Genomic DNA, 22,573 nt, shown 5'->3' on the forward strand with positions numbered 1-22,573 from the left:
GTGCAGACGCATCCGTTGCAGGGGGTGCGGGCGGGGCAGCGGGTGGTTGCGGTGGTGGAGGTGGCGGAGGATCCGAAGCGGGTGACCGCCAGGTCATTCGGGGGTCCGAAGGTGATGATGCGGGCCGCGTTGGTCGAATATCGGCTGGGCGGGAGGATCATTCGGGCCGGAGGCTCGGTGACGGTGATGGCTCCGGCCGGTGGGTGGCACGCTCTGCTGCCCGGTCAGCGCGTGGAATTCCGTGCGCGCGTGGCCCGTCCGTGGCGCTCCGACCTGACGGTGGCGGTGCTGCGGGCCGACGGCGCGCCCACCTCGGTGGGCGATCCACCGTGGTGGCAGCGCGTGGCCGGGCAGGTTCGCGGCGATTTCGCCGCCTCCGCCCACGCGGCCCTGTCCGACGACGCCGCGGGCCTGCTGCCGGGCCTGGTCATCGGCGACACCTCGGCCCTCACCGAACACGTCCGGGAGAACTTCCGCGAAACCGACCTCACCCACCTCACTGCCGTCAGCGGTGCGAACGTGACGATTCTGCTGGGCGCGGTACTGGTTTCGATGCGGACCCTGACCGTCGGCCCCCGGCTGGGCGCGGCGGCCGCAGGTGCGGCCCTGGTCATGTTCGTGATTCTGGCCCGCCCGTCCCCGAGCGTCCTGCGCGCCGCCGTCATGGGAGCCGTCGCCCTCCTGGCCCTGTGCACCGGCCGCCGCAAACAGGCCCTACCCGCCCTCTGCACCGCGATCATCGCCCTCCTGGCCTGGTCCCCGGGCCTCGCCGTCGACGCGGGTTTCGCCCTTTCCGTCCTGGCCACCGCGGGCCTGATCGTCATCGCCCCGGGTTGGTCGGATTGGCTTCGCGCCCACGGCTGGTGGCGCATCCCCGCCGACGCCTTCGCGGTCGCGGCGGCCGCCTTCGTGGTCACCACCCCACTGGTAATCGCCATGACCGGCCACCTCAGCCTGCTCGCCATAGCAGTGAACATGCTGGTCGAACCGGTCATCGCCCCCATCACCATCCTCGGCGCGACCGGAGCCCTGCTGTCCTGCGCCTCGACTCCGCTGGCGACCCTGACCCTCCACTGCACCTCCCCGCCACTGTGGTGGCTGCTCACCGTGTCCGATCGAGCCGCCGCCCTGGGCGCATCGCTCATCCTCCCGACCGGCCCGCGCTCCGGTCTGGTCGCGGCGGTGGTGTGCGGCCTGCTGCTGGTCGCCCTGCACCCGCGACCCGGGCCTGTCGGGGTGGGCTCGTAGGATCGGGGCGTGAATCAGCGACTTGCGCCATTGCATCTAGTGCTCGGTGAAGAGGAATTGCTGATCGAGCGGGCGGTGGCGGCGATTACCGCGCAGGCGCGGTCGACGACGCCCGATCCTGATGCGCTGCCGGTGGACCGGTTGCGGGCCGGTGATGCGAGCACCTCGGAATTGGCGGAACTGCTGAGTCCCTCGCTGTTCGCCGAGGATCGGGTGATCGTGCTGGAGTCCGCGGCCGAGGCGGGCAAGGACGCGGTGGCGGTGATCCAGGACGCGGCGTCCGCGCCGCCGGATGGCGTGGTGCTGGTGGTGCTGCACACCGGCGGCGGCCGCGCGAAGGCGCTCGCGCCCGCGCTGCAGAAGCTCGGGGCGGTGGTGCACAACTGCGCCAAGCTGACCAAGGCGGGTGAGCGAATCGAATTCGTGCGCAATGAGTTTCGGGCCGCCAATGTCAAGGTGTCGGCGGACGTGGTGCAGGCGATGATCGAGGCGATCGGGTCGGATCTGCGGGAATTGGCCGCCGCCAGTTCACAGTTGGCGGCCGATACCGGCGGCAAGGTCGATCTCGCGGCGGTGCGGCAGTACTACTCGGGCAAGGCCGAGGTGACCGGCTTCGATGTCGCCGATCTGGCGGTGTCGGGGGACCGGCCCGCAGCCATGGAGGCCATGCGGTGGGCCATCGACCGCGGGGTTCCGGCGGTGCTGCTGGCCGACGCGCTGGCGGATTCGGTGCACACCATCGCGCGGGTCGGGTCGGCCGGGCGCGGGGACCCGTTCAAGATGGCCGGGGATCTGGGTATGCCGCCGTGGAAGGTGAAGAAGGCGCAGGGTCAGGCGCGCGGCTGGACCGGCGCGTCGATCGGCGCCGCGCTGCAGGTGGTGGCGTCGCTGAACGCCGACGTCAAGGGCCAGGCCGCGGATGCGAATTACGCTCTCGAGCACGCACTCTCGCGCATTCTGGACCTGCGCGAGAGCGCCTCGTAAAGCTGGTCAGCTGATAGAGCCGACTATCCGGTCGGCTCTAGCCGGGCCGGCTACTCCGGCTTCCAGACGATCTTGCCGCCCTGGAAGTCCTGGGCCTTACCGCCCTGGTAGTCGTACTCGTCGCCGGTCGGGTAGCCGTAGCGCCCGTTCTGCGCGCCATTGCGCACCCACTCGTCGCGGATCGCGCCCCACACGATGTGGGTGCCGGTCTTCTGCGTGGAGTAGATGGCCCCGCCCTCGAACAGCTGCTCGTGGGTGGTGGTGCTGTTGGTCTTGTTCTCATCGGCGATGGGGAAGCCCAGCGGGCTCGACTCCCAGCCGGCCGCGGCGTACTTGTCGCGGATCACGCCGCTGATCACATGCGTGCCCGCACCCACCGACCAGTAGATCGACCCGCCCTGGAAGTGCTGGAAACGCCCCGGCTTCGAGGTCTGCCCTTCATCGGTGACCGGGTATTTCAGCGCGCCCGACTCCGAACCGGTGCCCCGCCACTTGTCGCGGATCGCGCCGCCGATGGCGTGCGCGTCGGTGGCCGGGGTCCAGTAGATGGAGAGATTGTTGACGAAGTCCTGCTTCTTGCCGCCCCCGGCCGCGTCCGTCTCCGGCGTGGTCGGATCGCCGAAGAACTCCGGCCCGCCCGCCGCGTCGTACTCGACCTCGATCGCCCCGCCCACCTCGAACGGTCCGATGGGCCGCGCCGTGGCCACCCCCATCCCGGCGGTCAGCGCGACCGCGGCCACGCTGAGCGCCAGCGTGCCCCGGGTCCAGGAACGATTGTCACGACGTAGCGATGCCAAGAGAACACTCCCAGTGCAGATTTCCGAATAGCCCCCGATGTATCGCAGCCATCCTGCTGCCAACCGCGCCCGAGGGCAAGTCCGCCGCTCCGGGTACGACAAAAGCCGCCGTGGTCATCGTGGCCACGGCGGCTGTGTAAAGCATGAATCCGGTTGTAACCCGGGAGAAATCAGCCGAGCTTGTTGAAAGCCAGCGACAGGGCCGACTTCTTGTTGGCGGCCTGGTTGGCGTGGATGACGCCCTTCGAGGCGGCCTTGTCCAGGCTCTTGCTCGCGGACTGCATCAGCTCGAGCGCCTTGTCCTTCTCGCCCGCCGCGGCGGCCTCGCGGAACTTGCGGATCGAGGTGCGCAGCGCGGACTTCACCGACTGGTTACGCTGACGCGCAAGCTCGTTGGTGCGGATCCGCTTCATCTGGGACTTGATGTTGGCCACGCCGGTTTCCTCGTGTTCCTTCGTTTGGTGTGTATGCGGGATGCAATGTCGTTTGGCAGAGCAAAGTCTTCGGGCGCGCACTACGAGAGGGGCAGTTGCAGCACCGACCGTCGAGGTTACCAGGCAACGCTCCCAGGTATGAAATCGGCCCGGTCCGCTACGTGCCCGAAACCAGAAATTTATCGCGGTCCAACTGCGTGTTGCCCCTGCGTGATGGACTATTTTTGCATGACCTCGGGCGTATTCGCCGGCTACCGACCGGGACGCTATGACCGCGCCTATGACGAGATGTTCGACCACGCGGGCCGTCCCCGCGCGCCCTACCGCGGTATTTTCAACGCCCTGGCCACCATCGATGCCGATGACCTGGCCGCCCGCGCCGAGGCGCTGGACCGGGCGTTCGTCGATCAGGGCATCACCTTCTCGCTGTCCGGGCAGGAACGGCCGTTCCCATTGGACCTGGTCCCCCGGGTGATAGCCGCTACGGAGTGGACCAAACTCGAGCGCGGCATCAAGCAGCGGGTGCGCGCGCTGGAGGCCTTCCTCGCCGACGTCTACGGCGAGCAGACCATCCTGCGCGACCGGGTGATCCCCAAGCGCCTGGTCACCTCCTGCGACCACTTCCACCGCGAGGCCACCGGCCTGGTGCCGCCCAACGGGGTGCGCATCCACGTGGCCGGGATCGATCTGGTGCGCGACGAGCACGGGGATTTCCGTGTGCTGGAAGACAATCTGCGCTCGCCGTCGGGTGTGTCCTACGTCATGGAGAATCGCCGCACCATGGCGCGGGTCTTCCCGGACCTGTTCGCCTCCCACCGGGTGCGCGCGGTCGGCGACTATCCCAGCCATCTGCTGCGCGCGCTCCGCGCCGCCGCCGCGCCCAACGAGGCCGACCCGACCGTGGTCGTGCTCACCCCCGGCGTCTACAACTCCGCCTACTTCGAGCATTCGCTGCTGGCCCGGCAGATGGGCGTGGAACTGGTCGAGGGCCGGGACCTGTTCTGCCGCGACAATGTGGTCTACATGCGCACCACCGCGGGGGAGCGGCAGGTGGACGTCATCTACCGGCGCATCGACGACACCTTCCTCGATCCCATGCAGTTCCGGCCCGATTCCATGCTCGGGATCGCCGGAATTCTGAACGCGGCCCGCGCGGGCACGGTGGTGCTGGCCAACGCGGTCGGCAACGGGGTCGGGGACGACAAGCTCATCTATACCTATGTGCCCGCGTTCATCGAGTACTACCTGGGCGAGAAGCCGATCCTGCCCAATGTCGACTCCTACCGCTGCTGGGAGCCCGCCGAGCGCGACGAGGTGCTCGACCGGGTGGCCGAACTGGTGATCAAACCGGTGGAGGGCTCGGGCGGCTACGGCATCGTGATCGGCCCGGCGGCCAGTCAGCGCGAACTGGAGTCGACGCGGCGCAAGGTGCGGGCCAATCCGCGCGGCTGGATCGCGCAGCCGGTGGTGCAGCTGTCCACGGTGCCCAGCAAGATCGACGGCCGGCTCGCGCCCAGGCATGTGGACCTGCGGCCCTTCGCGGTCAATGACGGCGACGACATCTTCGTCCTGCCCGGCGGCCTGACCCGGGTGGCGCTGCCGGCGAACTCGCTGGTGGTGAATTCCAGCCAGGGCGGCGGCAGCAAGGACACCTGGGTGCTTTCCCCGAGAACCTCGGTGGCGGAACGGGAGTTATCGGGTTCGGAGCTGGTCGGCGAAATGCAGATCGCCCCGGAGCGCGACCAGTCCCGGGAGGATTCCGCCACTCGGACCAATCAGCAACAACAGTAGAGATATTCGAGAAACATCAGCAGCAATGGCGCTCGGCAGGTGGTTACAGCGTTAGGTGGTCGGATCATGTTGGCGCGCAATGCCGAATCCCTGTTCTGGATCGGCCGATATGTCGAGCGTGCCGAATACACGGCGCGCATTCTCGATGTGGCCGTGCATCAGTTACTCGAGGACGCGACGGTCGATCCGGATCGGACCTCCCGGGTGCTGTTGCGGGTATTGGGCATCGAAGCGCCCGAGCCGGAACAGGATTGGGATGTCTGGTCGGTGACCGAGGTGGTGGCCTTCGGCCGCGACGGCGGGTCCATCGTCGATTCCATCAGCCGCGCCCGCGAGAATGCCCGGGGCGCAAGAGAAGTCACCTCCACCGAAATGTGGGAGTGCCTCAATGCCACCTACAACGGTCTGGCGGCCGCCGAACGGGCGGCGCGGGCGCTGGGGCCGCACGAATTCTGTCACTACATCACCGACCGGGCCGCCATGTTCGTCGGGCTCTCCGATTCCACGCTCAGCCGTGATGACGGATATCGATTCCTGTTGCTCGGCAGATCCATCGAACGCGTGGATATGACTGTGCGCCTGTTGCATTCACGTGCCGGTGATCGCACGTCCTCCCCGGCGTGGGTGACGGTATTGCGTTCGGCCGGAGCCCACGATCCGTATCTGCGCACCCATCGCGGCGTGCTCGATGCCAATCAGATCGCCGAATTCATCCTGCTGGACCGGCTTTTCCCGCGTTCGGTGTTCCATTCGCTGCGAGTCGCCGAGGCCTGCCTGCAGGAATTGGATCAGCGACCCAACAGCAGATTCGCGGCGCGGCACGAGGCGCACCGCTTGCTGGGGCGGGCGCGCAGCGAACTGGAGTTCATCCCGCCGCCGGACCTGCTCGAGGAACTGCCCAGCCGCCTGTTGTGGCTGCAGCAGACCTGCCGCGAGGTCGGGGAAGCCGTGGCGCTGCAGTACTTCCACGCCGAATCGTGGGTGGCATGGACCGGTCTGCACGGCCGCAACTCCGTGCGAGTGGAGGAGTTGGCATGAGCTGGCGCATGCGGGTGGTGCATACCACCGGATATGTCTACGACGCGCCGGTGATGCGGTCGTTCAACGAGGCCCGGCTCACGCCGCGCGCCGACAGCCGGCAGAACGTGATTCTCAATCGCGTCGACACCGTGCCCTCCACCCGGTCCTTCCGGTACATCGACTACTGGGGAACGGCGGTGACCGCCTTCGACCTACACGCTCCGCATACCGAATTGGAGGTCACCAGCGCGTCGGTGGTGGAGACCGAGCCCTTCGCCGGGCCCGCCGAGGAGCTGTCCTGGGAGGAGCTACGCGACGACGCCGTCGCCGATCGATTCGACGAACTGCTGAACCCCACCTCCTACGTCCCGCGTGAGCGGCGGCTGGGCCCGGTGTCGCGACAGCTGGCCCGCGGCGTACCGCCCGCGAAAGCGGTTGTCCGCGCGGCGGAATGGGTGCACCGGGAGATGAACTACCTGGCCGGGACCACCTCTGTGCACACGTCGGCGGTGGAGGCGTTCGCCGAACGCCAAGGCGTGTGCCAGGACTACGCGCACCTGACCCTGCTGCTGTTGCGCGGCATGGGGATTCCCAGCCGCTATGTCTCCGGCTACCTGCATCCCGACCCCGCCGCCGAGGTGGGCGACACCGTGGCGGGGCAGATGCACGCCTGGGTGGAGGCCTGGACCGGCCAGTGGTGGGGCTACGACCCGACCAACAACATTCCCGTCACGGAGCAACACGTATCAGTCGGTGTCGGACGTGATTACGCGGATGTGCCCCCTTTGAAAGGTATCTTCAGCGGGAGCGGCTCGACCGATCTCGAGGTCGTGGTGGAGATAACCCGCCTGGCCTGAGCGTTCGTTCGGATGACACCGTCGGCTCGCGCCGCTTGCTCTGTCGGTGCGGTATCCATGCAAGCGGAAGGTAGCCGATGTCCCCCACAGCTCAGGAAGTCGCCGAGGATCTCACCGATCTGCAACCGCCCAGCCTGGTGCGCAAGGTATTCGCCGAGGCGCTGGGCACTTTCGTCCTGGTGCTCGGCGGTGTCGGCACCGCGGTGCTGGCGGGCAGCCGGGTCGGCGCGCTCGGCGTGGCCCTGGCCTTCGGCCTCACCCTGCTGTTCCTGGTGTACTCGATCGGCCCGATCTCCGGCTGCCACGTGAACCCCGCGGTCACCGTCGGCCAGCTGCTGCTGGGCCGGGTGAACATCGTGGTGGCGGCGGCCTACTGGCTCGCCCAGATCATCGGCGGCCTGGCCGCGGGCGCGGTCGTCTACGCCATCGCCAAGAACCTGCCCTCCTACGACCGCGCCAAAGACGGTCTGGGAGCGAACGGTTGGGGCGCCCACAGCCCCTCCAAACTCACCCTCGGCGAGATCACCGTCAACGGCTACGGCCTCGCCGCCGCCATCACCGTCGAGGTCATCCTCACCGCCCTGCTGGTCTTCGTAGTCCTCGCCTCCACCGACCAACTCTCCGACATCCCCCTCGCGGGCCTCTCGATCGGCCTGACCCTCACCGTGATCCACCTGATCTCGATCCCGGTCGACAACACCTCGGTCAACCCCGCCCGCAGCCTGGCGGTCGCCTTCTACCAAGACGGCGCCCCCGCCCAACTCTGGGTCTTCCTCGTCTTCCCCCTGATCGGCGGCGTCCTCGGCTCCCTCGTCTACGGCATGCTCTTCGGCCGCTCCCGCAACATGGTGAGCTAGCCGCTGCGACAGCGGTTATCGGCTCCTCACCAGCAGCGCGTATTGCGCCGCAGCGCGTTGCTTGACCGTCCGCTCGTCGGGCGCGGTCACCTGCGCCCAGTAGCGGCCGTCCAGGACCAAACAGAAGTAGCGCGTGTCACGGTCTTCATCGGGCAGGTTCGGATCCAGGAAGCAGGAGCTATCCGGAACTCTGTCCGGTGGCGACACCGTGGTCACGTGAGCCTTCACGTATTCGCTCACGCGCGCGTGCTCCTTCCTGGCGCTGGCCGCGGTGTCGAAACGGAGCAGCCACCAGTCGTTTACGAAAGCCGCCAGTTCGATATTCGCGGGTTTTTGCCGCTCTTCCGCGGACTTGGGTGCGCGACCGAAGAGATGCCCCGTGCCGCGCTCGCCGTAGACGACGCCGCTGCCGTTCGCACGTTCGAACCAGGTCGAATTGCCGGGGACGTCGCCGGCGTAAGCGGTCGGGTAGGTCCATTTGGCGCTCGGATGCAGCAGTCGGCGCAACATGCCGTCGGTGTCGAGAGGCAAGGTGGACAGCTTGTCGGACGCGGTCGGGGTGAACGAGTCCAGCAGTGGCAGTTGGGCCGAGAGCGCGGCGGTGGTCAGCGCGGTGAGCGCTGCCGCGTCCGTTGTCTGCCCGATGACGTCGGTCACGATGACGAACGGCCCGTGGGCGAGCGTGGAGACCTGCTCCGGCACCTGCGGACGCCAATGACTGTGCGCGCCATCGTAGCCGGGCACCGAAATCGCGACGGTGTCCGCGTTCCGGTTGCCGTGAGCCGCATCAAGCTGGCCCGCGGCCGTTCGAGCGATGCTCTCGTCGCGGAAGTGCAACACCGTGAGGCGCAGGCCCTTCGACTTGCCCGGCACCGGGGCGTGATGGCCGCCGTCGGTGCCGTCGACGCTGTACCCGGCGATCATGCCGTAGACGACCAGCGGTTCGAGTGAGAGTTCGGGCACCATCGCCGCCGCCCGGCCCGCGGTCGGCAGCAGCGCTGAGCCGCCGTAGACGAGGTCTGGGTCGATGGTCTTGGGGTTGGGTACGTACTCGGCCATCCGCACGGACTCGAGCACCCGTCCGTAGGTGTCGTTATCGTTGGGCGGCGCCGTCGCGGGCTCCGTCGGCAGCTTGCCGGTATCCAGAGTGCTCAGGTCGGGCGTGGCTACTCGCGCGTTTCCCGGAATCGTGTCACCGCACCCGCCGACGAGCACGGCCACCGCGGTGATGGCCATGACGAACCGCAATGACTGCCTCGCCAACGGGGTGGATCGAATTCGCTTGCCGCCGTGCATCAGTCCTCCTGGATCGGAGCCGTCGGCCACCACTGGTCGTGCAATGCGGTGCCGGAAGCCGTGCCCAGGACGAGCAACTCGCAGAAGCTCTGCGCCGGATTGTCGAATCGCACGTCCAGCCGTCCTCGCGGTCGACCGTTGGCGGTGATCGTTCGCCACGCCAAGTGGCCCGTGCCGGTCTTGCGCGACCAGGCTTCGTTCCCGTCTGCGGCGGCGGTATCGAGCGCGGGCCGGGCGGTGCGGTCCGCGTTGCAGGTCACCTTGACCGTCAGGTCGTCCGCGCCCGAGCAGGACAGGCGGGGGTGATCGACCGCCACGTCGAGGGCCACGGCGTTGTCCGAGGCATTGGCCGCGCTACATCGCAGGCCCTGGTAGCCGCGAGCCGAAGGTGTCGAGGGCAGCAGGTGCGCGAAGGCAGCGACGACGAATCCATACGTACCCCAGGGCGAATCGGCTGCACCGGTCGAGCTCACCGAAGCCGACGGCACGGCGTGGTCGCCCGTATCGAACACTGCGCGGCCCGGACCGACCACCGCCAGGGCGGCGGCAGCCAGCACCGCGACCGTCGTCACCGCGGCGGCCGTTCGCGCCGACCGACCACGCCCGGAGCGCGGCGGCGGGAGCACCGGGCGTCCGTGCAGGGCTGCCCGTGCGGCTGCGGCCAGCTCACCACAGCTGTCGTATCTGTGGTTCGGATCGATGGCCATGGCCCGTGCGATGACATTGTCGAACCCGCGCTGCACCGCGCGATTGGCTTTGCGTGGACGCGGGCGAGGTGCGGTGAGATGCGCATGCATGACCGCGGCCGCCGTCTCGCGTGGGAATGGAATTGCGCCCGTGAGCAATTGGTAGAGAGTGCAACCGAGTGCGTACACATCCGTGCGCCGGTCCAGTGCGCCGTCGCCGATCTGTTCCGGCGCCGCGTACGCCAGCGTGGCCACCATCGCGCCCGCGACCGTCAGCGTGGCCGTTTCCGCGGTGTCCCGGGCGATTCCGAAGTCGGTGACCAGCACGCGATCGACGCCCGAGCCGCCGGGCTCGATCAGAATATTGGCGGGCTTGACGTCGCGATGTAGCAGCCCTGCGTGATGCGCCGCGTCCAGCCCCTCGGCCGCGCCCTCGACGATGGCCACCGCACGCGCGGGCGGCAGGCCCCCGGGATGCTTCTTCAACAACTCCGCGGCGTCGTATCCATCGATGAACTGCATAGCTATCCACAGCATGTCGCCATCGGTGCCGCAATCGTAGATCGCGACGACGTGCGGATGGTCCAGGCGGCCACCGAGTTCGGCCTCACGCAGGAATCGGGCCCGGAATTCGGGATCGGCTCCGCGCCACAGTATTTTGAGCGCGTCGTACCGGGGTAGCCGGGGGTGGCGCGCGAGAAATACCTGCCCCGCACCGCCCGAACCGAGCCGTCGCTCGATGCGGTAGCCGGCCACCGTCGTGCCGGGAGTCACTGTCGGCATTCGGGTCTCACCGCTTCCGCACCAACAGGGCGTACTGGGCCGCGGCCATTTGATGGGCGCTCTTCTCGTCGGTGGAATGCACCAGCGCGAAGTACCGGCCGTAGTGCATATCGCAGTAGTAGACGGGCGGAATGGCCTCTCTTCGAAGACATTTCGTATCGGGTACCGCGGGCGCGGCCATCTCGGTCTGGCGGATGGCGGTCACCGAGTCGAATTCGAAGAAGCGCCGCGCGGCCCCGGCGTCGCGGAAGCGGATCAGCCAGCGGCGGTCGATGACGGCCATGGCTTCGACCTCTCCCGCCTCGACGCCCGGGCTCTTCGCGCCATTGAGGAGCCAATGGCCCGCGCCGGTGGGCCCATACACCACTCCGCTCGCCTCGATCGCCGCTCCGTCTCCCGCCACACCGCTGCCCTCCAGCACGGTGACGTAGGGGGTGGGCCAGGTTCCGCGCGTGGTGGGCACCATCCGTGCGAGCATTCCGTCGCGGTCGAACGGGAGATTCGCGATATCGGCCTTCGGGGTCGGATGAAACCGGTCCAAAACCGGAAGCTCGATGTCCAGCGCCGTCGTGGCCAGGGTTGTCAGGGCGGGCAGATCCGTGGTCGGGTGGGTCACGAAGACCGTGATCACGAATGTGCCCTGGGCGACGACCACGCCGAGGGTCGGGAGCGCGGGCCGCCAATGCGCACCGGCCGCAGGATATTTGGGCAACGTGACCGGAACATTGTCCGGACTGACCCCGAAATCGGCGGCCTCGATCTCCGCGGCGGCGTGCTGCGCTGCCGCCTCGTCCGGTAGCCGGAGCACGGTCAGCCGCACCGATCGTGAGACACCGATGACCGGGCATTCACCCGAGTGACAGTAATTGTCGCCGAAAACTGAGTACCCGGCCAGCATTCCGTACTTGGTCAGGATGGGACGGGCCACCGCTGCCAGATATCCGGCGGTGTTGCCGGGTCTCGGTATCAGCGCGGGCAGATGTACCCCCAGCGAACCATCGATCTCCCGCACATCAACCGTCGCCTCGGCCATCCGTGCGGATTCGACGATTCGGCCGTACTTCTCGCTGCCGTTGGGAGGTTCGGTCAGCGGGTCGGCCCCGAACTCACCGAAATCCAAGGTACGCAGATCGATGTCGGCGTTCGTCGCGGTTCCGGAGACAACGCGGCATCCCGACAACAGGGCGGCCACCAGCGCCACGATCAGGTAGCAGACCATCGGGCCGATCCGGCGGTCACTAGAGCGGAGCATTGGGCCACCATGTATCGAGCATCTGTTGTCCCGTGAGGTCGAGACCGAAGACGGTGATCTTGCAGAAGTTCCGGCCCGGATCGTCGAAGGTGATCCGCAATGAGCTGTCCACGCGACCGAAGGCGTCGGTCGTATCGGACCAGGAGATGTGCCCCGTACCGGAGGGCCGGGTCCAGTCCTGTTCGCCCTTCTTGTTGAGGAGTCGGCCATTGCCCTCGGGCATCGGCAGGCGGCTGGTCAGGCAGTCGACCCACATGAACTCCACCGGATCGCCGTCGCTGATGCAGGTCAGCCGGAAGTTCTCGGTTCGCACGTCCAACGGAGCCATGTTCCACAGCGCGTCCGACGGCTTCTCGGAGGTTGGTTCACACCACAGCCCCTGTGCGCTGCTGCTCAGTGGGGACCGCGGGAGTAGCCGCGGAAAGGCGGCCACCATGAACCCGGCCACGCCCCACGGGCCCGAACCGTCGTCGGCAATGGCGGAGTCGGTAGGGGCAGCGGCGCCGCCCGGGGCCGAATCCGGTGAGCGGAGACCGTAGATGGGGCCGACCGCCAGCGCCGGGACCAGGAAAGCCGCGGCCGCCACCACAAGGCGTCGGCGGCGACCGCTGAACCGAGACGTGCCGCGGACCGCTTCGCCGCGCAACGCGGCCGCTGCCGCGGCGGCCAGGTCCCCACAGCTCCGATAGCGCTCCTCGGGATGTTTGGCCATGGCGCGGGCGATCACCGCGTCGAACCGCGGCGGCACCGCGGGATTGACCTCATTCGGCCGGGGTGGCGGCTCGGTCAGATGGGCGTGCATTACCGCCGCGGCAGTCGACCGCGGAAAAGGCGTTGTGCCGGTGAGCAATTGGTGCAGAGTGGCGCCGAGCGCGTACACATCGGTGCGAGGGTCCAGCGTTTCGCCCCGGAGCTGTTCGGGGGCGGCGTAGGCGATGGTCGCGAGCACGTCACCAGCCGCCGTCAGCGTGGTGCTCTCACCCATTGCCCGGGCGATCCCGAAGTCGGTGACCAGGACCCGATCCCGGCCCTCGGCTCCTGGCGCCACCAGCAGGTTCGCCGGCTTCACATCGCGGTGCAGTAGTCCGGCGGCATGGGCGGCGTCGAGCCCCCGCGCCGCCTCGACGACGATGTGGACCGCGCGCTCCGGCGGCAAGCCGGAGGGCGCGGTCCTGAGCAGTTGTGCGGCGTCGCTCCCATCGATGAACTGCATGGCGATCCACAGCGAGTCCTCGAACACGCCACGGTCGAGGATTCCCACGACGTTCGGGTGGGCGAGTCGCGCGGCCAGCTCGGCCTCCCGCAGAAATCGGGCCCGAAACTCGTCGTCCGAATTCGCGCTCTCCGCAAGAACCTTCAGTGCGACCTGGCGTGGCAGGCGCGGATGTTGGGCCAGGAAAACCGAACCCATCCCTCCGGCGCCGAGCTTGCGGTCGATCCGATAGCCCGCGAACACTTCTCCCGCCCGCACCGGCCCGAGTCTGGGGTGTGGGCGCCGGGCCGTCAAGGCTTCGGATTGTCGTTGAATAAACGTCCGACGGGACCCGGGTGACGCGGCTTCGTCTCAGTGCCAGTGGTATTCGGCGCAGAGGCGGTGGGCTACCTTGTCGAAGGTTTTGCGGGGGAGGATTGCGCCCTCGCGGCGGATACCCATTTCGGGGACGTCGAGGACGCGGTCGAGGCGGACCCAGCTGTCGCGGCCTGCGTTGTCCCAGGGGCCGGAGCCGATGCCGACCCAGTTGTCGTGGTGGGCGTGGTCGGCGTTGGAGGAGAGCATCAGGCCGAGGAGGGTTTTGCCGTCGCGGCCGACGACGAGGACCGGGCGGTCCTTGCCGTTGTTGGGGTCTTCCTCGTAGGGGACCCAGGTCCAGACGATTTCGCCCGGATCGGCGCGGCCGTCGAGTTGGGGGCTGTAGACGATTTGGCGGGCGCGTTCTCGGGAGGGGACGCCTGCGGAGGAGGTGGGGCGGACGGAGACGCCGGGGCCCTGGCGGGGTGTGCCCATGGCGCGGAGGGCGCGGTCCCACATCGTGGACTGCCGCACCTTGCCGATCAATTTCGGGGCTTGATTGGTCACGAGCTGGGTTCCCTGCTCTTTGGCCACGATCCCCAACTGCTTCCCCAGAGCGTTCCACCTGCCAGCCATGTCCGGCAGCCTAACGGCGGACCGGCGGAATCTCATCCGCACCGGATTCGCCTGCGGCGATGGGTCGTTCGCGCCTGGGGAACGCCCGGGCGAGGACATCCGGTCCAGCACCGTAGACTTGCTGGTTGACATGCCGCTGTTTCGCCATGCCGAGGAGTGACTCCGATTAGCAGCTTCGCCGACAAGACGTTCACCGATCCGAGCCGGATCAGGAACTTCTGCATCATCGCGCACATCGACCACGGGAAATCGACCCTGGCCGACCGCATGCTGCAACTCACCGGTGTGGTCGAGGAGCGCGCCATGCGCGCCCAGTACCTGGACCGCATGGATATCGAGCGTGAACGCGGCATCACCATCAAGGCCCAGAACGTGCGGCTGCCCTGGAGCGTCGACGGTGAGGACTACGTCCTGCACCTGATCGACACCCCCGGCCACGTCGACTTCACCTACGAGGTGTCGCGTGCGCTCGAGGCGTGTGAGGGCGCGATCCTGCTGGTCGACGCCGCGCAGGGCATCGAGGCGCAGACCCTGGCCAACCTGTACCTGGCCATGGACAAGGACCTGACCATCATTCCGGTCCTGAACAAGATCGACCTGCCGGCCGCCGACCCGGACCGCTACGCCGCCGAGCTCGCCCACATCGTGGGCTGCGAGCCCGAGGACGTGCTGCGGGTGTCCGGCAAGACCGGCGTCGGTGTGGCCGAGCTGCTCAACGAGGCCGTGCGCGTGGTGCCGCCGCCGGTCGGCGAGGCCGACGCCCCCGCCCGCGCCATGATCTTCGACTCGGTCTACGACACCTACCGCGGCGTCGTGACCTATGTGCGTGTGGTGGACGGCAAGCTCACCCCGCGCCAGAAGATCAAGATGATGTCCACCGGCGCGACGCACGAACTGCTCGAAATCGGCATCGTGTCACCCGAACCCAAGCCCACCCAGGGGCTGGGCGTCGGCGAGGTGGGCTACCTCATCACCGGTGTGAAGGACGTGCGCCAGTCCAAGGTCGGTGACACCATCACCTCGCAGCGCGACGGCGCGACCGAGGCGCTGACCGGCTACCGCGAGCCGCGGCCCATGGTCTACTCCGGCCTCTACCCGGTCGACGGCTCGGACTACCCGAACCTGCGTGACGCGCTGGACAAGCTGCAGCTCAACGACGCCGCGCTGACCTACGTGCCGGAAACCTCCGTCGCGCTGGGCTTCGGATTCCGCTGCGGCTTCCTGGGCCTGCTGCACATGGAGATCACCCGCGAGCGGCTCGAGCGCGAGTTCGGGCTCGATCTGATCTCGACCGCGCCCAACGTGATCTACCGCGTGGTCATGGAGGACGGCACCGAGCACGTCGTCACCAACCCGTCGTACTGGCCCGAGGGCAAGGTGCGCGAGATCTACGAGCCGATCACCCGCTGCACCGTGATCGCGCCGAGCGAATTCGTCGGCACCATCATGGAGCTGTGTCAGTCCCGCCGCGGCGAGTTGCTCGGCATGGACTACCTGTCGGAGACCCGCGTCGAGATGCGCTACACGCTGCCGATGGCGGAGATCATCTTCGACTTCTTCGACTCGCTGAAGTCGCGCACCCGCGGCTACGCCTCGCTCGACTACGAGGAGGCGGGCGAGCAGCAGTCCGCGCTGGTCAAGGTGGACATCCTGCTGCAGGGCGAGGCGGTCGACGCGTTCTCGGCCATCGTGCACAAGGACGCCGCCCAGGCCTACGGCCACAAGATGACCACCAAGCTGCGCGAGCTCATCCCGCGCCAGCAGTTCGAGGTGCCGATCCAGGCCGCCATCGGCTCGAAGGTGATTGCGCGCGAGAACATTCGGGCGATCCGCAAGGACGTGCTCGCCAAGTGCTACGGCGGTGACATCAGCCGTAAGCGCAAGCTGCTCGAGAAGCAGAAGGAAGGCAAGAAGCGCATGAAGACGATCGGCCGCGTCGAAGTGCCGCAGGAAGCTTTCGTGGCGGCGCTGAGCACCGAGGCCCCCTCGGACAAGAAGAAGTAAGAGCCCAGCTCTCGAAAATTTCCGTGCCCCGCTGCCTGCTGGCAGCGGGGCACGGTGCTTGATGGGGTAGGACAGTGCCCCGCTGTCTATCGACAGCGGGGCACGAGTGCGTTTAGAGTTCGGAAATTCTCCTTCGCCGGTCAGGCGTGAGGTTCGGTATGCAGGCGGAAAATGGGGCTTCCGTCCAGGTATGCAGGGTGACAAGCTATGTGACGCACCGCTGTGCACACCGCTGCCGACCTGGTGGATGTGACAGACCGGTTATCCGGAAATAGGGTGTGAAACGAGTTTGGTCCGGCGGCCTCCGTGTGGCGGGTCGCCGGAGCCCTGAGAGCGGAGCCCAGATGACGCGTGATCTGCCCTTCGACGACGCCTCCGACGCCGATGACAACGGCGGGGACGCCGCCTACAACATTGCCAACGGTGTCGCGCGCGTGGCCAGGGCGGGCGCGTACGTGACCGGCGGCGCGCTGATCGCCGCGGGCGGCAACCGCGGCGGCACCCCCGCCATCGATCACGACTCCAAGAATGTGGGCTGGTCCGAGGTCAACGACCCGAAGCCCGAGACGCCCAGCCCGACCGTCACCTTCCCGGATCTGACCCCGGACTCGATTCCCCCGCACCACGGTCCGGCCCCCGTCTCGCCGGTCAACCACTCGCCCTTCGCGCACCTCGACGAGGTCCATCGCGGCACCGACGCCGGTTTCCTCCCGATGTCGTTCGACTCGATCCCGCAGCCCGACAACTCGAACACCGGCTTCCACGGCCTCGGCCTGCCCGATGCCGGGACCGGCGCCACCGGTCTGCCCACCTACGGCCCGCACCCCGGATTCGGTCTGCCGCTCGAGGAGAACACCCAGCCCGCCGGTGAGACGCCGGCGGAGCCCCACCTGCCGTCCGCCGACCAGCAGCAGCCGAGCCTCGGCCTGCCCGGCCTCGACGGCACCGGCGGCTTCCACCTACCCGGCGCCGCCAACGGTTTCCAGCTACCCGGCGCGTCCAACGGCTTCCACCTGCCAGATATGACCGGCGCGCACGCCACGCCCAACCCCGTAGCGCCCAACCACGGCGTGGCGGATCACTCCGGAGCGTTCGACGGCGTGGGCGCGGGCGGTCAGGGCACCGGCCTGTTCATCGGCACCGATTGGTCCGTCGACGCGCACATCGGCCTGGACGGCGCGTGGTTCCACTCGAATCTGAAGGTCGACGTGGGTGTCGGCCAGGTCGGGCATCAGCTCGACGCCTTCGGTCAGCAACTGGGACAGGGTATTTCGCACATTCCCGCGAACACCTCGCTGCCCAATAACGGCGGCCAGCCCAGCCTGCCGGGCGCCTCGACGCCCAACAACATGGGCACGCCGTTCAATTCGTCCGGCTCGGGACAGAACACGTCGGGCGCGCCGACTCTGCCGGGCGCGAATTCGACTGCGCCGGGCGCGAATCCGACGCTGCCCGGTGCGAATCCGACGCTGCCGGGGGCGAGTTCGCCGATCGCCTCGTCCACCGCGCCGGTCGGCGCGCTGGGTGCGCCGAGCCCGGCTGCCGCGCAGCCCGCTCCGCTGTCGCTCGGCACTCCGGCGCCGGCGGCGTCGCCCGCACCGGTGGCGTTCACTCCCGCGCCGGTCGCCGCGCCCGCGCCGGTCGCCCCCGTGGCCCCGGTGGCTGTCGCCCCGGTCGCGCCCGTCGCGGTCGCCCCCGTGGCCGTGGCCCAGCCGGTGACGGTCACGCCGCTGCAGACCACCATCCAGCCCGACGCCGCCAGCCAGCCGATCGCGAACCTGCTCTCGACCCACGCCGGCCCGTCGCCGCTGACCGCGCCCGCCGCGGTCGCGCCCGCCCTGTTCGACCACGGCAAGCAGCCGGTGCTGGCCAGCGGTGAGCCGACCGCGCCCCACCATCCGACCACCGTGGCGGACAAGTCCGTGCCGGTCACCCCCGCGCCGACGCCCGCGCCGCACGTGAGCACCCCGGCCAAGATCGATCCGGTGCCCGGCCTCACCACCGCGCCCACCATCCCGACCAAGATCCCCGGCCTGGACACCGATATCACCAAGCCGGGCAGCACCGCGCTGACGACGCCCGTCACCCCGCCGGTCACCGGCAAGGACGACGTCACCACCAAGCCCGCGAAGCCCGGCGACGACACCGGAACCCACGGCGGCACAACGACTCCGGTCACCGTGCCGAGCGACGACACCCTGCCGACCCATCAGCCGACCGTCACCACTCCGGCCCACCCGACCCCGGACGTGTCCGTCCCGACGACGGTGCCGACCGTGCCGGATGCGACCACGCACCAGCCCACGGTGTCGGTCGCGCCCGCGCCGACCACTCAGACCCCGGTCCCGACCGTGCATCCGCTCACCACGCCGCCGCACGTCGAGGTGCAGACACCGGTCAAACCCATTGCGGACCAATTCGATTCGGGCGCCCACCCGCAGCCGATCGTGGCCGACACCGGCGCGCACGCGCTCGGTCTGCACGATTCCGGTGTGCTGGTTCATGATTCGGGCCTGTATACCGGTCTGGTGCCCGATTCGACGTTCACCGATGCCCACCACTCCCCGATGCAGGATCCGGGCGATCACATGCTGCTGCTGTGAGCGCCGCCGATCATCAGGTTGCGGTGAAGAATCCCGATGCGCTGGGCCCGCTGGTCGAGCTGGTCGATCGCCTGCTCGAACTGACCCACGCCTCCGGCCGGGTCGATCTGTCCGGTCGCCTCGGCATCGCCCGGGCGCGGCTGACCGATCCCCGGGTGCGGCTGGTCGTGGTCGGCGAGTCCAAGAGCGGTATGAGCACGCTGGTCAACAGCCTGGTCGGGGCCGAGGTGAGCGCCACCGAGGGCCGTCCGGGCGTGCCGGTGATCGCCGAGTACGGACCGCAGGCCGGTGCCACGCTGGTCTCGATGGGTCCGGGCGGCACCGCCAAGCGCACCGCCGTGGATCCGCGTGCGGCACTGGCGGAATTGGCCTCCGGTGAGGTGATCCGCGCCGAGTTCTCGCAGCCCAGTCCCTTGCTGGCGGAGGGCTTCGTGGTGCTGGACGCGCCCGGCTCGCCCGGCGACACCCCGGCCACCTGGTCGCTCATCGCCGCCGCGGACGCGGTGCTCTACGTCGCCGACGCGCGGGCCCCGTTCACCCCGGCCCAGATCGAGCAGCTGCAGCGCATCCACCAGGTGTGCCCGACGGTGATCTGCGTGCTCAACAAGATCGACCAGTATCCGCAGTGGCCGGAGGTGCAGCAGCACGACCGCAAGCTGCTCGACGACGCCGGGCTGGCCTTCGCCGTCGCCCCGGCCTCGGCCCGGCTGCACGGGCGCGCCGCCCAGGCCGGGGATCAGCAGCTGGATCTGGAATCCGGTGTGCCGCAACTGCTCGACCACCTGCGCTCGCATGTGCTGGGCCGCGCCGACGCGGTGGCCGTGGAGGCCGCGGTGCGCGATATCCGGCTCATCACCGACCATCTCGCGCTGGTACTGCGCAGTGAGGCCGAGACGCTGCGGGATCCGCGCCGCCTCACCGTCATCACCGAACAGCTGCGCCGCACCCGCGAGGAGGCCGAGCAGCTGCGTCAGCGCACCGCCAACTGGCAGGTGACCCTCGCCGACGGCGCGGGCGAGCTGATGGCCGACACCGAGCACGATCTGCGGCACCGGCTGCGCAGCCTCATCCGCGACGCCGAGACCGAGATCATGAAGGGCGATCCGGCCAAGGGCTGGGCCGACTTCGGCGCCGACCTGGACGCCAAGATCTGCGAGGCGGTCGAGGAGAACTTCGTCATCGCCCACTACCGCTCGGTGGAACTGGCCGAGCAGGTGGCGGCGAAATTCCCCGAAAGCGGTATTCCCACACCGGATCTCAAGCTCGACAATCCCGGTGACGTCGGTGCGGTGCTGGAACCCGTCGCCGCGCTGGACAAGCTGGACAGCGCCAAACACGGTGTCACCCAGCAGATCCTGACCGCCCTGCGCGGCTCCTACGGCGGCCTGCTCATGGTCGGCCTGATCACCAGCCTGCTGCACATGTCGCTGGTGAACCGGTACTCCGTCGGCGCGGCCGTGCTGCTGGGTCTGCATGCCGTATGGGACGACTACCGGGCCCGCCGCCAGCGCCGTCAGGCCGAGGCCAAGGTCGCGGTGGCCCGGCTCATGGACGATGTGATCTTCCAGGTGAGCAAGGAGTCCCGCTATCGCCTGCGGGCGGTGCAGCGCAGCCTGCGCGATCACTTCACCGAGATCGCCTCGGCCACACTGCGTTCGGTGGACGCCTCGCTGCGCGCCGCCGAGGAGGCGGCGACCGTGCATTCGGGGGCGGGCCGCGAGGCGCGGCTCACCGAGATCGAACGCTCACTGGTGCGATTGCGCGAGATCCGCGAGCACGCCGACACGATCGGCGAAAACCCCTCGTACTGAAAGAAATCGGCCGCGCGAGCGGCCGATTTCCTTTTCGTCGTGTCTCTTTCAGCGACCCGGGTGGGCCGGGTGGAACGTGCCCGCATTGCGCGATTCCTCGGCCCTGATCACGTGCGTGACGGCATTGATCAACGCCAGGTGGGTGAACGCCTGCGGGAAGTTGCCCAGATGCCGTCCGGTCCGCGAGTCGATCTCCTCCGCGTACAACTTGAGCGGGCTGGCGTACCCGAGCAGCCGTTCGCACAGCTGCCGGCCGCGTTGCAGCTCACCGATTTCCACCAGCGCCGACACCAGCCAGAACGAGCAGATGGTGAACGAGCCCTCCTCGCCCATCAGGCCGTCATCGGTGGTGTCGGTGCGGTAGCGCAGCACCAGACCGTTCTCGGTGAGGTCGTCGGCGATGGCCAGCACCGTCGCCCGCACCCGGTGATCGGTGGGCGGCAGGAAGCGGGTCAGCACCACCAGCAACAGTGAGGCATCCAGGGTGTTGCTGCCGTAGCTCTGGGTGAACACGCCCTCGGAGTTGACGCCGTTGTCGAGGATGTCGGCGCGGATCTCGTCGGCGATGTCATGCCACTTCTTGGCGTAGTCGAGTTCCCCGTGCAGCTCGGCCAGTTTCGCGCCGCGGTCCAGCGCCACCCAGCACATGACCTTGGACGAGGTGAAGTGCTGCGGCTCGCCGCGCACCTCCCAGATGCCGCGATCCGGGTTGCGCCAGTTCTCGATCGCCGCCTGCACCTGCCGTTCCAGCAAGGGCCACAAGGTCTCCGGCACCTGCTGGCGCGACTTCACGTGCAGGTAGACCGAATCCAGGATGGTGCCCCAGATATCGTGCTGCTCCTGGTTGTAGGCGCCGTTGCCGATGCGCACCGGCTGGGCGCCGTCGTAGCCGTAGAGGTGGGTGAGCTCGGATTCGGTGATCTCGCGTTCGCCGCCGATGCCGTAGAGCACTTGCAGCGGAACGGGAGTCCCGTTGCCGTCGGTGGCGACATCGTGCAGGAAGGCGAAGAAGTCGTCGGCCTCGCGATCCAGGCCGAGGGTGTAGAGGCCCCACAGCGCGAAGGTGGAGTCGCGCACCCAGGTGTAGCGGTAATCCCAGTTGCGTTCGCCGCCAGGGGTTTCCGGCAGCGAGGTGGTGGCCGCGGCCAGCAGCGCGCCGGTGGGCGCGTAGGTGAGGCCCTTCAATGTCAAGGCGCTGCGCTGCAGATATCCGCGCCACGGGTGATCGGGGAAGCGCCCCAAGGTGATCCACTGCCGCCAGCACTCGGTGGTCTGCCACATCTTCTCGGCCGCCTCGGCGAAGGTGCGCGGCGGCGGCAGATCCGACCAGGACAGCGCGACGAAGACCTCGTCGCCCTCCTTCATGCGGGTGCGGGCGCGCGCCTCGCGGCCCTCCAGGCCCAGCCGCAGATTGGTATTGAGGGTCAGCGTCGGGCAGCCCTCGATATCGCAACTGGCACTGGCCTGTTCGTACACGTCGCCGGTGTAGGTCCAGGTGGCCGGGCCGCGGTGGTAGTCGAAGGCGGGCTCGCAGCTCATCTCCAGCTCGACCACGCCGTTCACGCACTTCACCGTGCGCAGCAGAATGTGCTCGGCATCCCAGTCCATCGGGGTGCGCTTGTGGGTGCGGCTGCGGGACCGGTTGTTGTGCCACGGGCCCAGGACCAGGGCGTCGCGCACGATGAGCCAGCCCGTCTCGGTCTGCCAGGTGGTCTCCACGATCAGCCCGCCGGGCAGGTACCGGCGCGCGGCGGGCACATTGCGGCCGTAGGGGCCGATGCGGAAATGCCCGGCGCTGCGGTCCAGCATGGCTCCGAAGATGCTGGGGGAGTCCGGACGCGGGATGCACATCCACTCCACCGACCCGTTTCGGGCGATGAGGCAGTTGGTCTCGCAGTCGGAGAGGAAGGCGTAGTCGTCGATGGGGGGAAACACCGAGTGATGCATACCACCGGTGGCGCTGGGCAAGAAGTTGTCGGACATCGAGGGGTCCGAGGGCAACAG

17 protein-coding genes are annotated in these 22,573 nt (G+C 68.4%); 9 read left to right on the forward strand and 8 right to left on the reverse strand.

The features are described 5' to 3' along the window. Together ACAM49_RS00685 and holA are read left to right on the forward strand one after the other, a co-directional pair. The coding region (locus ACAM49_RS00685; RefSeq protein ID WP_369633472.1) for a ComEC/Rec2 family competence protein at positions 1-1,248 on the forward strand (1,248 nt) is incomplete at its 5' end. A 9-nt stretch (positions 1,249-1,257) separates the two neighbouring features. After that, positions 1,258-2,232, forward strand: coding sequence for a DNA polymerase III subunit delta (gene holA / locus ACAM49_RS00690; RefSeq protein WP_369633473.1), 975 nt, complete (start codon positions 1,258-1,260; stop codon positions 2,230-2,232). 50 nt (positions 2,233-2,282) lie between these two features. Here the strand turns inward: holA and ACAM49_RS00695 are convergent, their stop codons facing one another. Then, the gene (locus ACAM49_RS00695; protein WP_369633474.1) at positions 2,283-3,029 is read right to left on the reverse strand and encodes an LGFP repeat-containing protein; all 747 of its coding nucleotides are present in this window, start codon (positions 3,027-3,029) and stop codon (positions 2,283-2,285) included. Between the two features lie 170 nt (positions 3,030-3,199). Next, on the reverse strand, positions 3,200-3,463 hold the full coding sequence (gene rpsT, locus ACAM49_RS00700; RefSeq protein ID WP_033086444.1) for a 30S ribosomal protein S20: 264 nt from the start codon (positions 3,461-3,463) through the stop codon (positions 3,200-3,202). Between the two features lie 228 nt (positions 3,464-3,691). Between rpsT and ACAM49_RS00705 the strand changes: the two genes are divergently transcribed. From ACAM49_RS00705 to ACAM49_RS00720, 4 genes are all read left to right on the forward strand, one after another. Next, positions 3,692-5,254, forward strand: coding sequence for a circularly permuted type 2 ATP-grasp protein (locus ACAM49_RS00705; RefSeq protein WP_369633475.1), 1,563 nt, complete (start codon positions 3,692-3,694; stop codon positions 5,252-5,254). 66 nt (positions 5,255-5,320) lie between these two features. After that, positions 5,321-6,292, forward strand: coding sequence for an alpha-E domain-containing protein (locus ACAM49_RS00710; RefSeq protein WP_369633476.1), 972 nt, complete (start codon positions 5,321-5,323; stop codon positions 6,290-6,292). Then, positions 6,289-7,131 carry a transglutaminase domain-containing protein gene (locus ACAM49_RS00715; RefSeq protein WP_369633477.1) on the forward strand — a complete coding sequence of 281 codons (843 nt, stop codon included), beginning with the start codon at positions 6,289-6,291 and terminating at the stop codon, positions 7,129-7,131. The genes ACAM49_RS00710 and ACAM49_RS00715 overlap by 4 nt, the downstream gene beginning before the upstream one ends. 77 nt (positions 7,132-7,208) lie before the next feature. Next, positions 7,209-7,988, forward strand: coding sequence for an aquaporin (locus tag ACAM49_RS00720; protein WP_369633478.1), 780 nt, complete (start codon positions 7,209-7,211; stop codon positions 7,986-7,988). Between the two features lie 15 nt (positions 7,989-8,003). Here ACAM49_RS00720 and ACAM49_RS00725 read toward each other — a convergent pair whose 3' ends face one another. The 5 genes from ACAM49_RS00725 to ACAM49_RS00745 all read right to left on the reverse strand — a co-directional run bounded on the left by ACAM49_RS00725 (position 8,004) and on the right by ACAM49_RS00745 (position 14,151). Beyond that, positions 8,004-9,284 carry a hypothetical protein gene (locus ACAM49_RS00725; protein WP_369633479.1) on the reverse strand — a complete coding sequence of 427 codons (1,281 nt, stop codon included), beginning with the start codon at positions 9,282-9,284 and terminating at the stop codon, positions 8,004-8,006. Then, a complete protein-coding gene (locus ACAM49_RS00730) occupies positions 9,284-10,753 on the reverse strand; it encodes a serine/threonine-protein kinase (RefSeq protein WP_369633480.1) in 1,470 nt (489 codons plus the stop codon). The genes ACAM49_RS00725 and ACAM49_RS00730 overlap by 1 nt, the downstream gene beginning before the upstream one ends. A 7-nt stretch (positions 10,754-10,760) precedes the next feature. Next, positions 10,761-12,005, reverse strand: coding sequence for a hypothetical protein (locus ACAM49_RS00735; RefSeq protein WP_369633481.1), 1,245 nt, complete (start codon positions 12,003-12,005; stop codon positions 10,761-10,763). Beyond that, positions 11,992-13,476, reverse strand: coding sequence for a serine/threonine-protein kinase (locus ACAM49_RS00740; RefSeq protein WP_369633482.1), 1,485 nt, complete (start codon positions 13,474-13,476; stop codon positions 11,992-11,994). Before ACAM49_RS00740 ends, ACAM49_RS00735 begins: the two co-directional genes overlap by 14 nt. A gap of 93 nt (positions 13,477-13,569) precedes the next feature. Then, positions 13,570-14,151 carry a type II toxin-antitoxin system PemK/MazF family toxin gene (locus ACAM49_RS00745; RefSeq protein WP_369633483.1) on the reverse strand — a complete coding sequence of 194 codons (582 nt, stop codon included), beginning with the start codon at positions 14,149-14,151 and terminating at the stop codon, positions 13,570-13,572. A gap of 156 nt (positions 14,152-14,307) precedes the next feature. On the opposite strand from ACAM49_RS00745, the gene lepA reads away from it, so the two are divergent. The 3 genes from lepA (at position 14,308) to ACAM49_RS00760 (ending at position 20,569) form a co-directional block, all read left to right on the forward strand. Further along, a complete protein-coding gene (gene lepA, locus ACAM49_RS00750) occupies positions 14,308-16,155 on the forward strand; it encodes a translation elongation factor 4 (RefSeq protein ID WP_369633484.1) in 1,848 nt (615 codons plus the stop codon). Positions 16,156-16,499: 344 nt separating this feature from the next. Next, positions 16,500-18,758: a hypothetical protein gene (locus ACAM49_RS00755; RefSeq protein WP_369633485.1), complete on the forward strand. Its 2,259-nt coding sequence runs from the start codon at positions 16,500-16,502 to the stop codon at positions 18,756-18,758. Then, positions 18,755-20,569, forward strand: a complete 1,815-nt coding sequence (locus ACAM49_RS00760; RefSeq protein ID WP_369633486.1) for a hypothetical protein — start codon at positions 18,755-18,757, stop codon at positions 20,567-20,569. The genes ACAM49_RS00755 and ACAM49_RS00760 overlap by 4 nt, the downstream gene beginning before the upstream one ends. A gap of 48 nt (positions 20,570-20,617) precedes the next feature. Here the strand turns inward: ACAM49_RS00760 and ACAM49_RS00765 are convergent, their stop codons facing one another. Beyond that, positions 20,618-22,552: a glycoside hydrolase family 15 protein gene (locus ACAM49_RS00765; protein WP_369633571.1), complete on the reverse strand. Its 1,935-nt coding sequence runs from the start codon at positions 22,550-22,552 to the stop codon at positions 20,618-20,620. Positions 22,553-22,573 lie beyond the last annotated feature (21 nt).

The sequence above is a fragment of the Nocardia sp. JMUB6875 genome (assembly GCF_041154655.1).
Lineage (GTDB): Bacteria > Actinomycetota > Actinomycetes > Mycobacteriales > Mycobacteriaceae > Nocardia.

Excerpts from the sequence above, each read along its gene's own strand:
- ACAM49_RS00705 (WP_369633475.1), top strand. The coding sequence starts at position 3,692 with ATGACCTCGGGCGTATTCGCCGGCTACCGACCGGGACGCTATGACCGC.
- ACAM49_RS00710 (WP_369633476.1), top strand. The coding sequence starts at position 5,321 with ATGTTGGCGCGCAATGCCGAATCCCTGTTCTGGATCGGCCGATATGTC.
- ACAM49_RS00715 (WP_369633477.1), top strand. The coding sequence starts at position 6,289 with ATGAGCTGGCGCATGCGGGTGGTGCATACCACCGGATATGTCTACGAC.
- ACAM49_RS00720 (WP_369633478.1), top strand. The coding sequence starts at position 7,209 with ATGTCCCCCACAGCTCAGGAAGTCGCCGAGGATCTCACCGATCTGCAA.
- ACAM49_RS00725 (WP_369633479.1), bottom strand. The coding sequence starts at position 9,284 with ATGCACGGCGGCAAGCGAATTCGATCCACCCCGTTGGCGAGGCAGTCA.
- ACAM49_RS00730 (WP_369633480.1), bottom strand. The coding sequence starts at position 10,753 with ATGCCGACAGTGACTCCCGGCACGACGGTGGCCGGCTACCGCATCGAG.
- ACAM49_RS00735 (WP_369633481.1), bottom strand. The coding sequence starts at position 12,005 with ATGCTCCGCTCTAGTGACCGCCGGATCGGCCCGATGGTCTGCTACCTG.
- ACAM49_RS00745 (WP_369633483.1), bottom strand. The coding sequence starts at position 14,151 with ATGGCTGGCAGGTGGAACGCTCTGGGGAAGCAGTTGGGGATCGTGGCC.
- ACAM49_RS00755 (WP_369633485.1), top strand. The coding sequence starts at position 16,500 with ATGACGCGTGATCTGCCCTTCGACGACGCCTCCGACGCCGATGACAAC.
- ACAM49_RS00765 (WP_369633571.1), bottom strand. The coding sequence starts at position 22,552 with ATGTCCGACAACTTCTTGCCCAGCGCCACCGGTGGTATGCATCACTCG.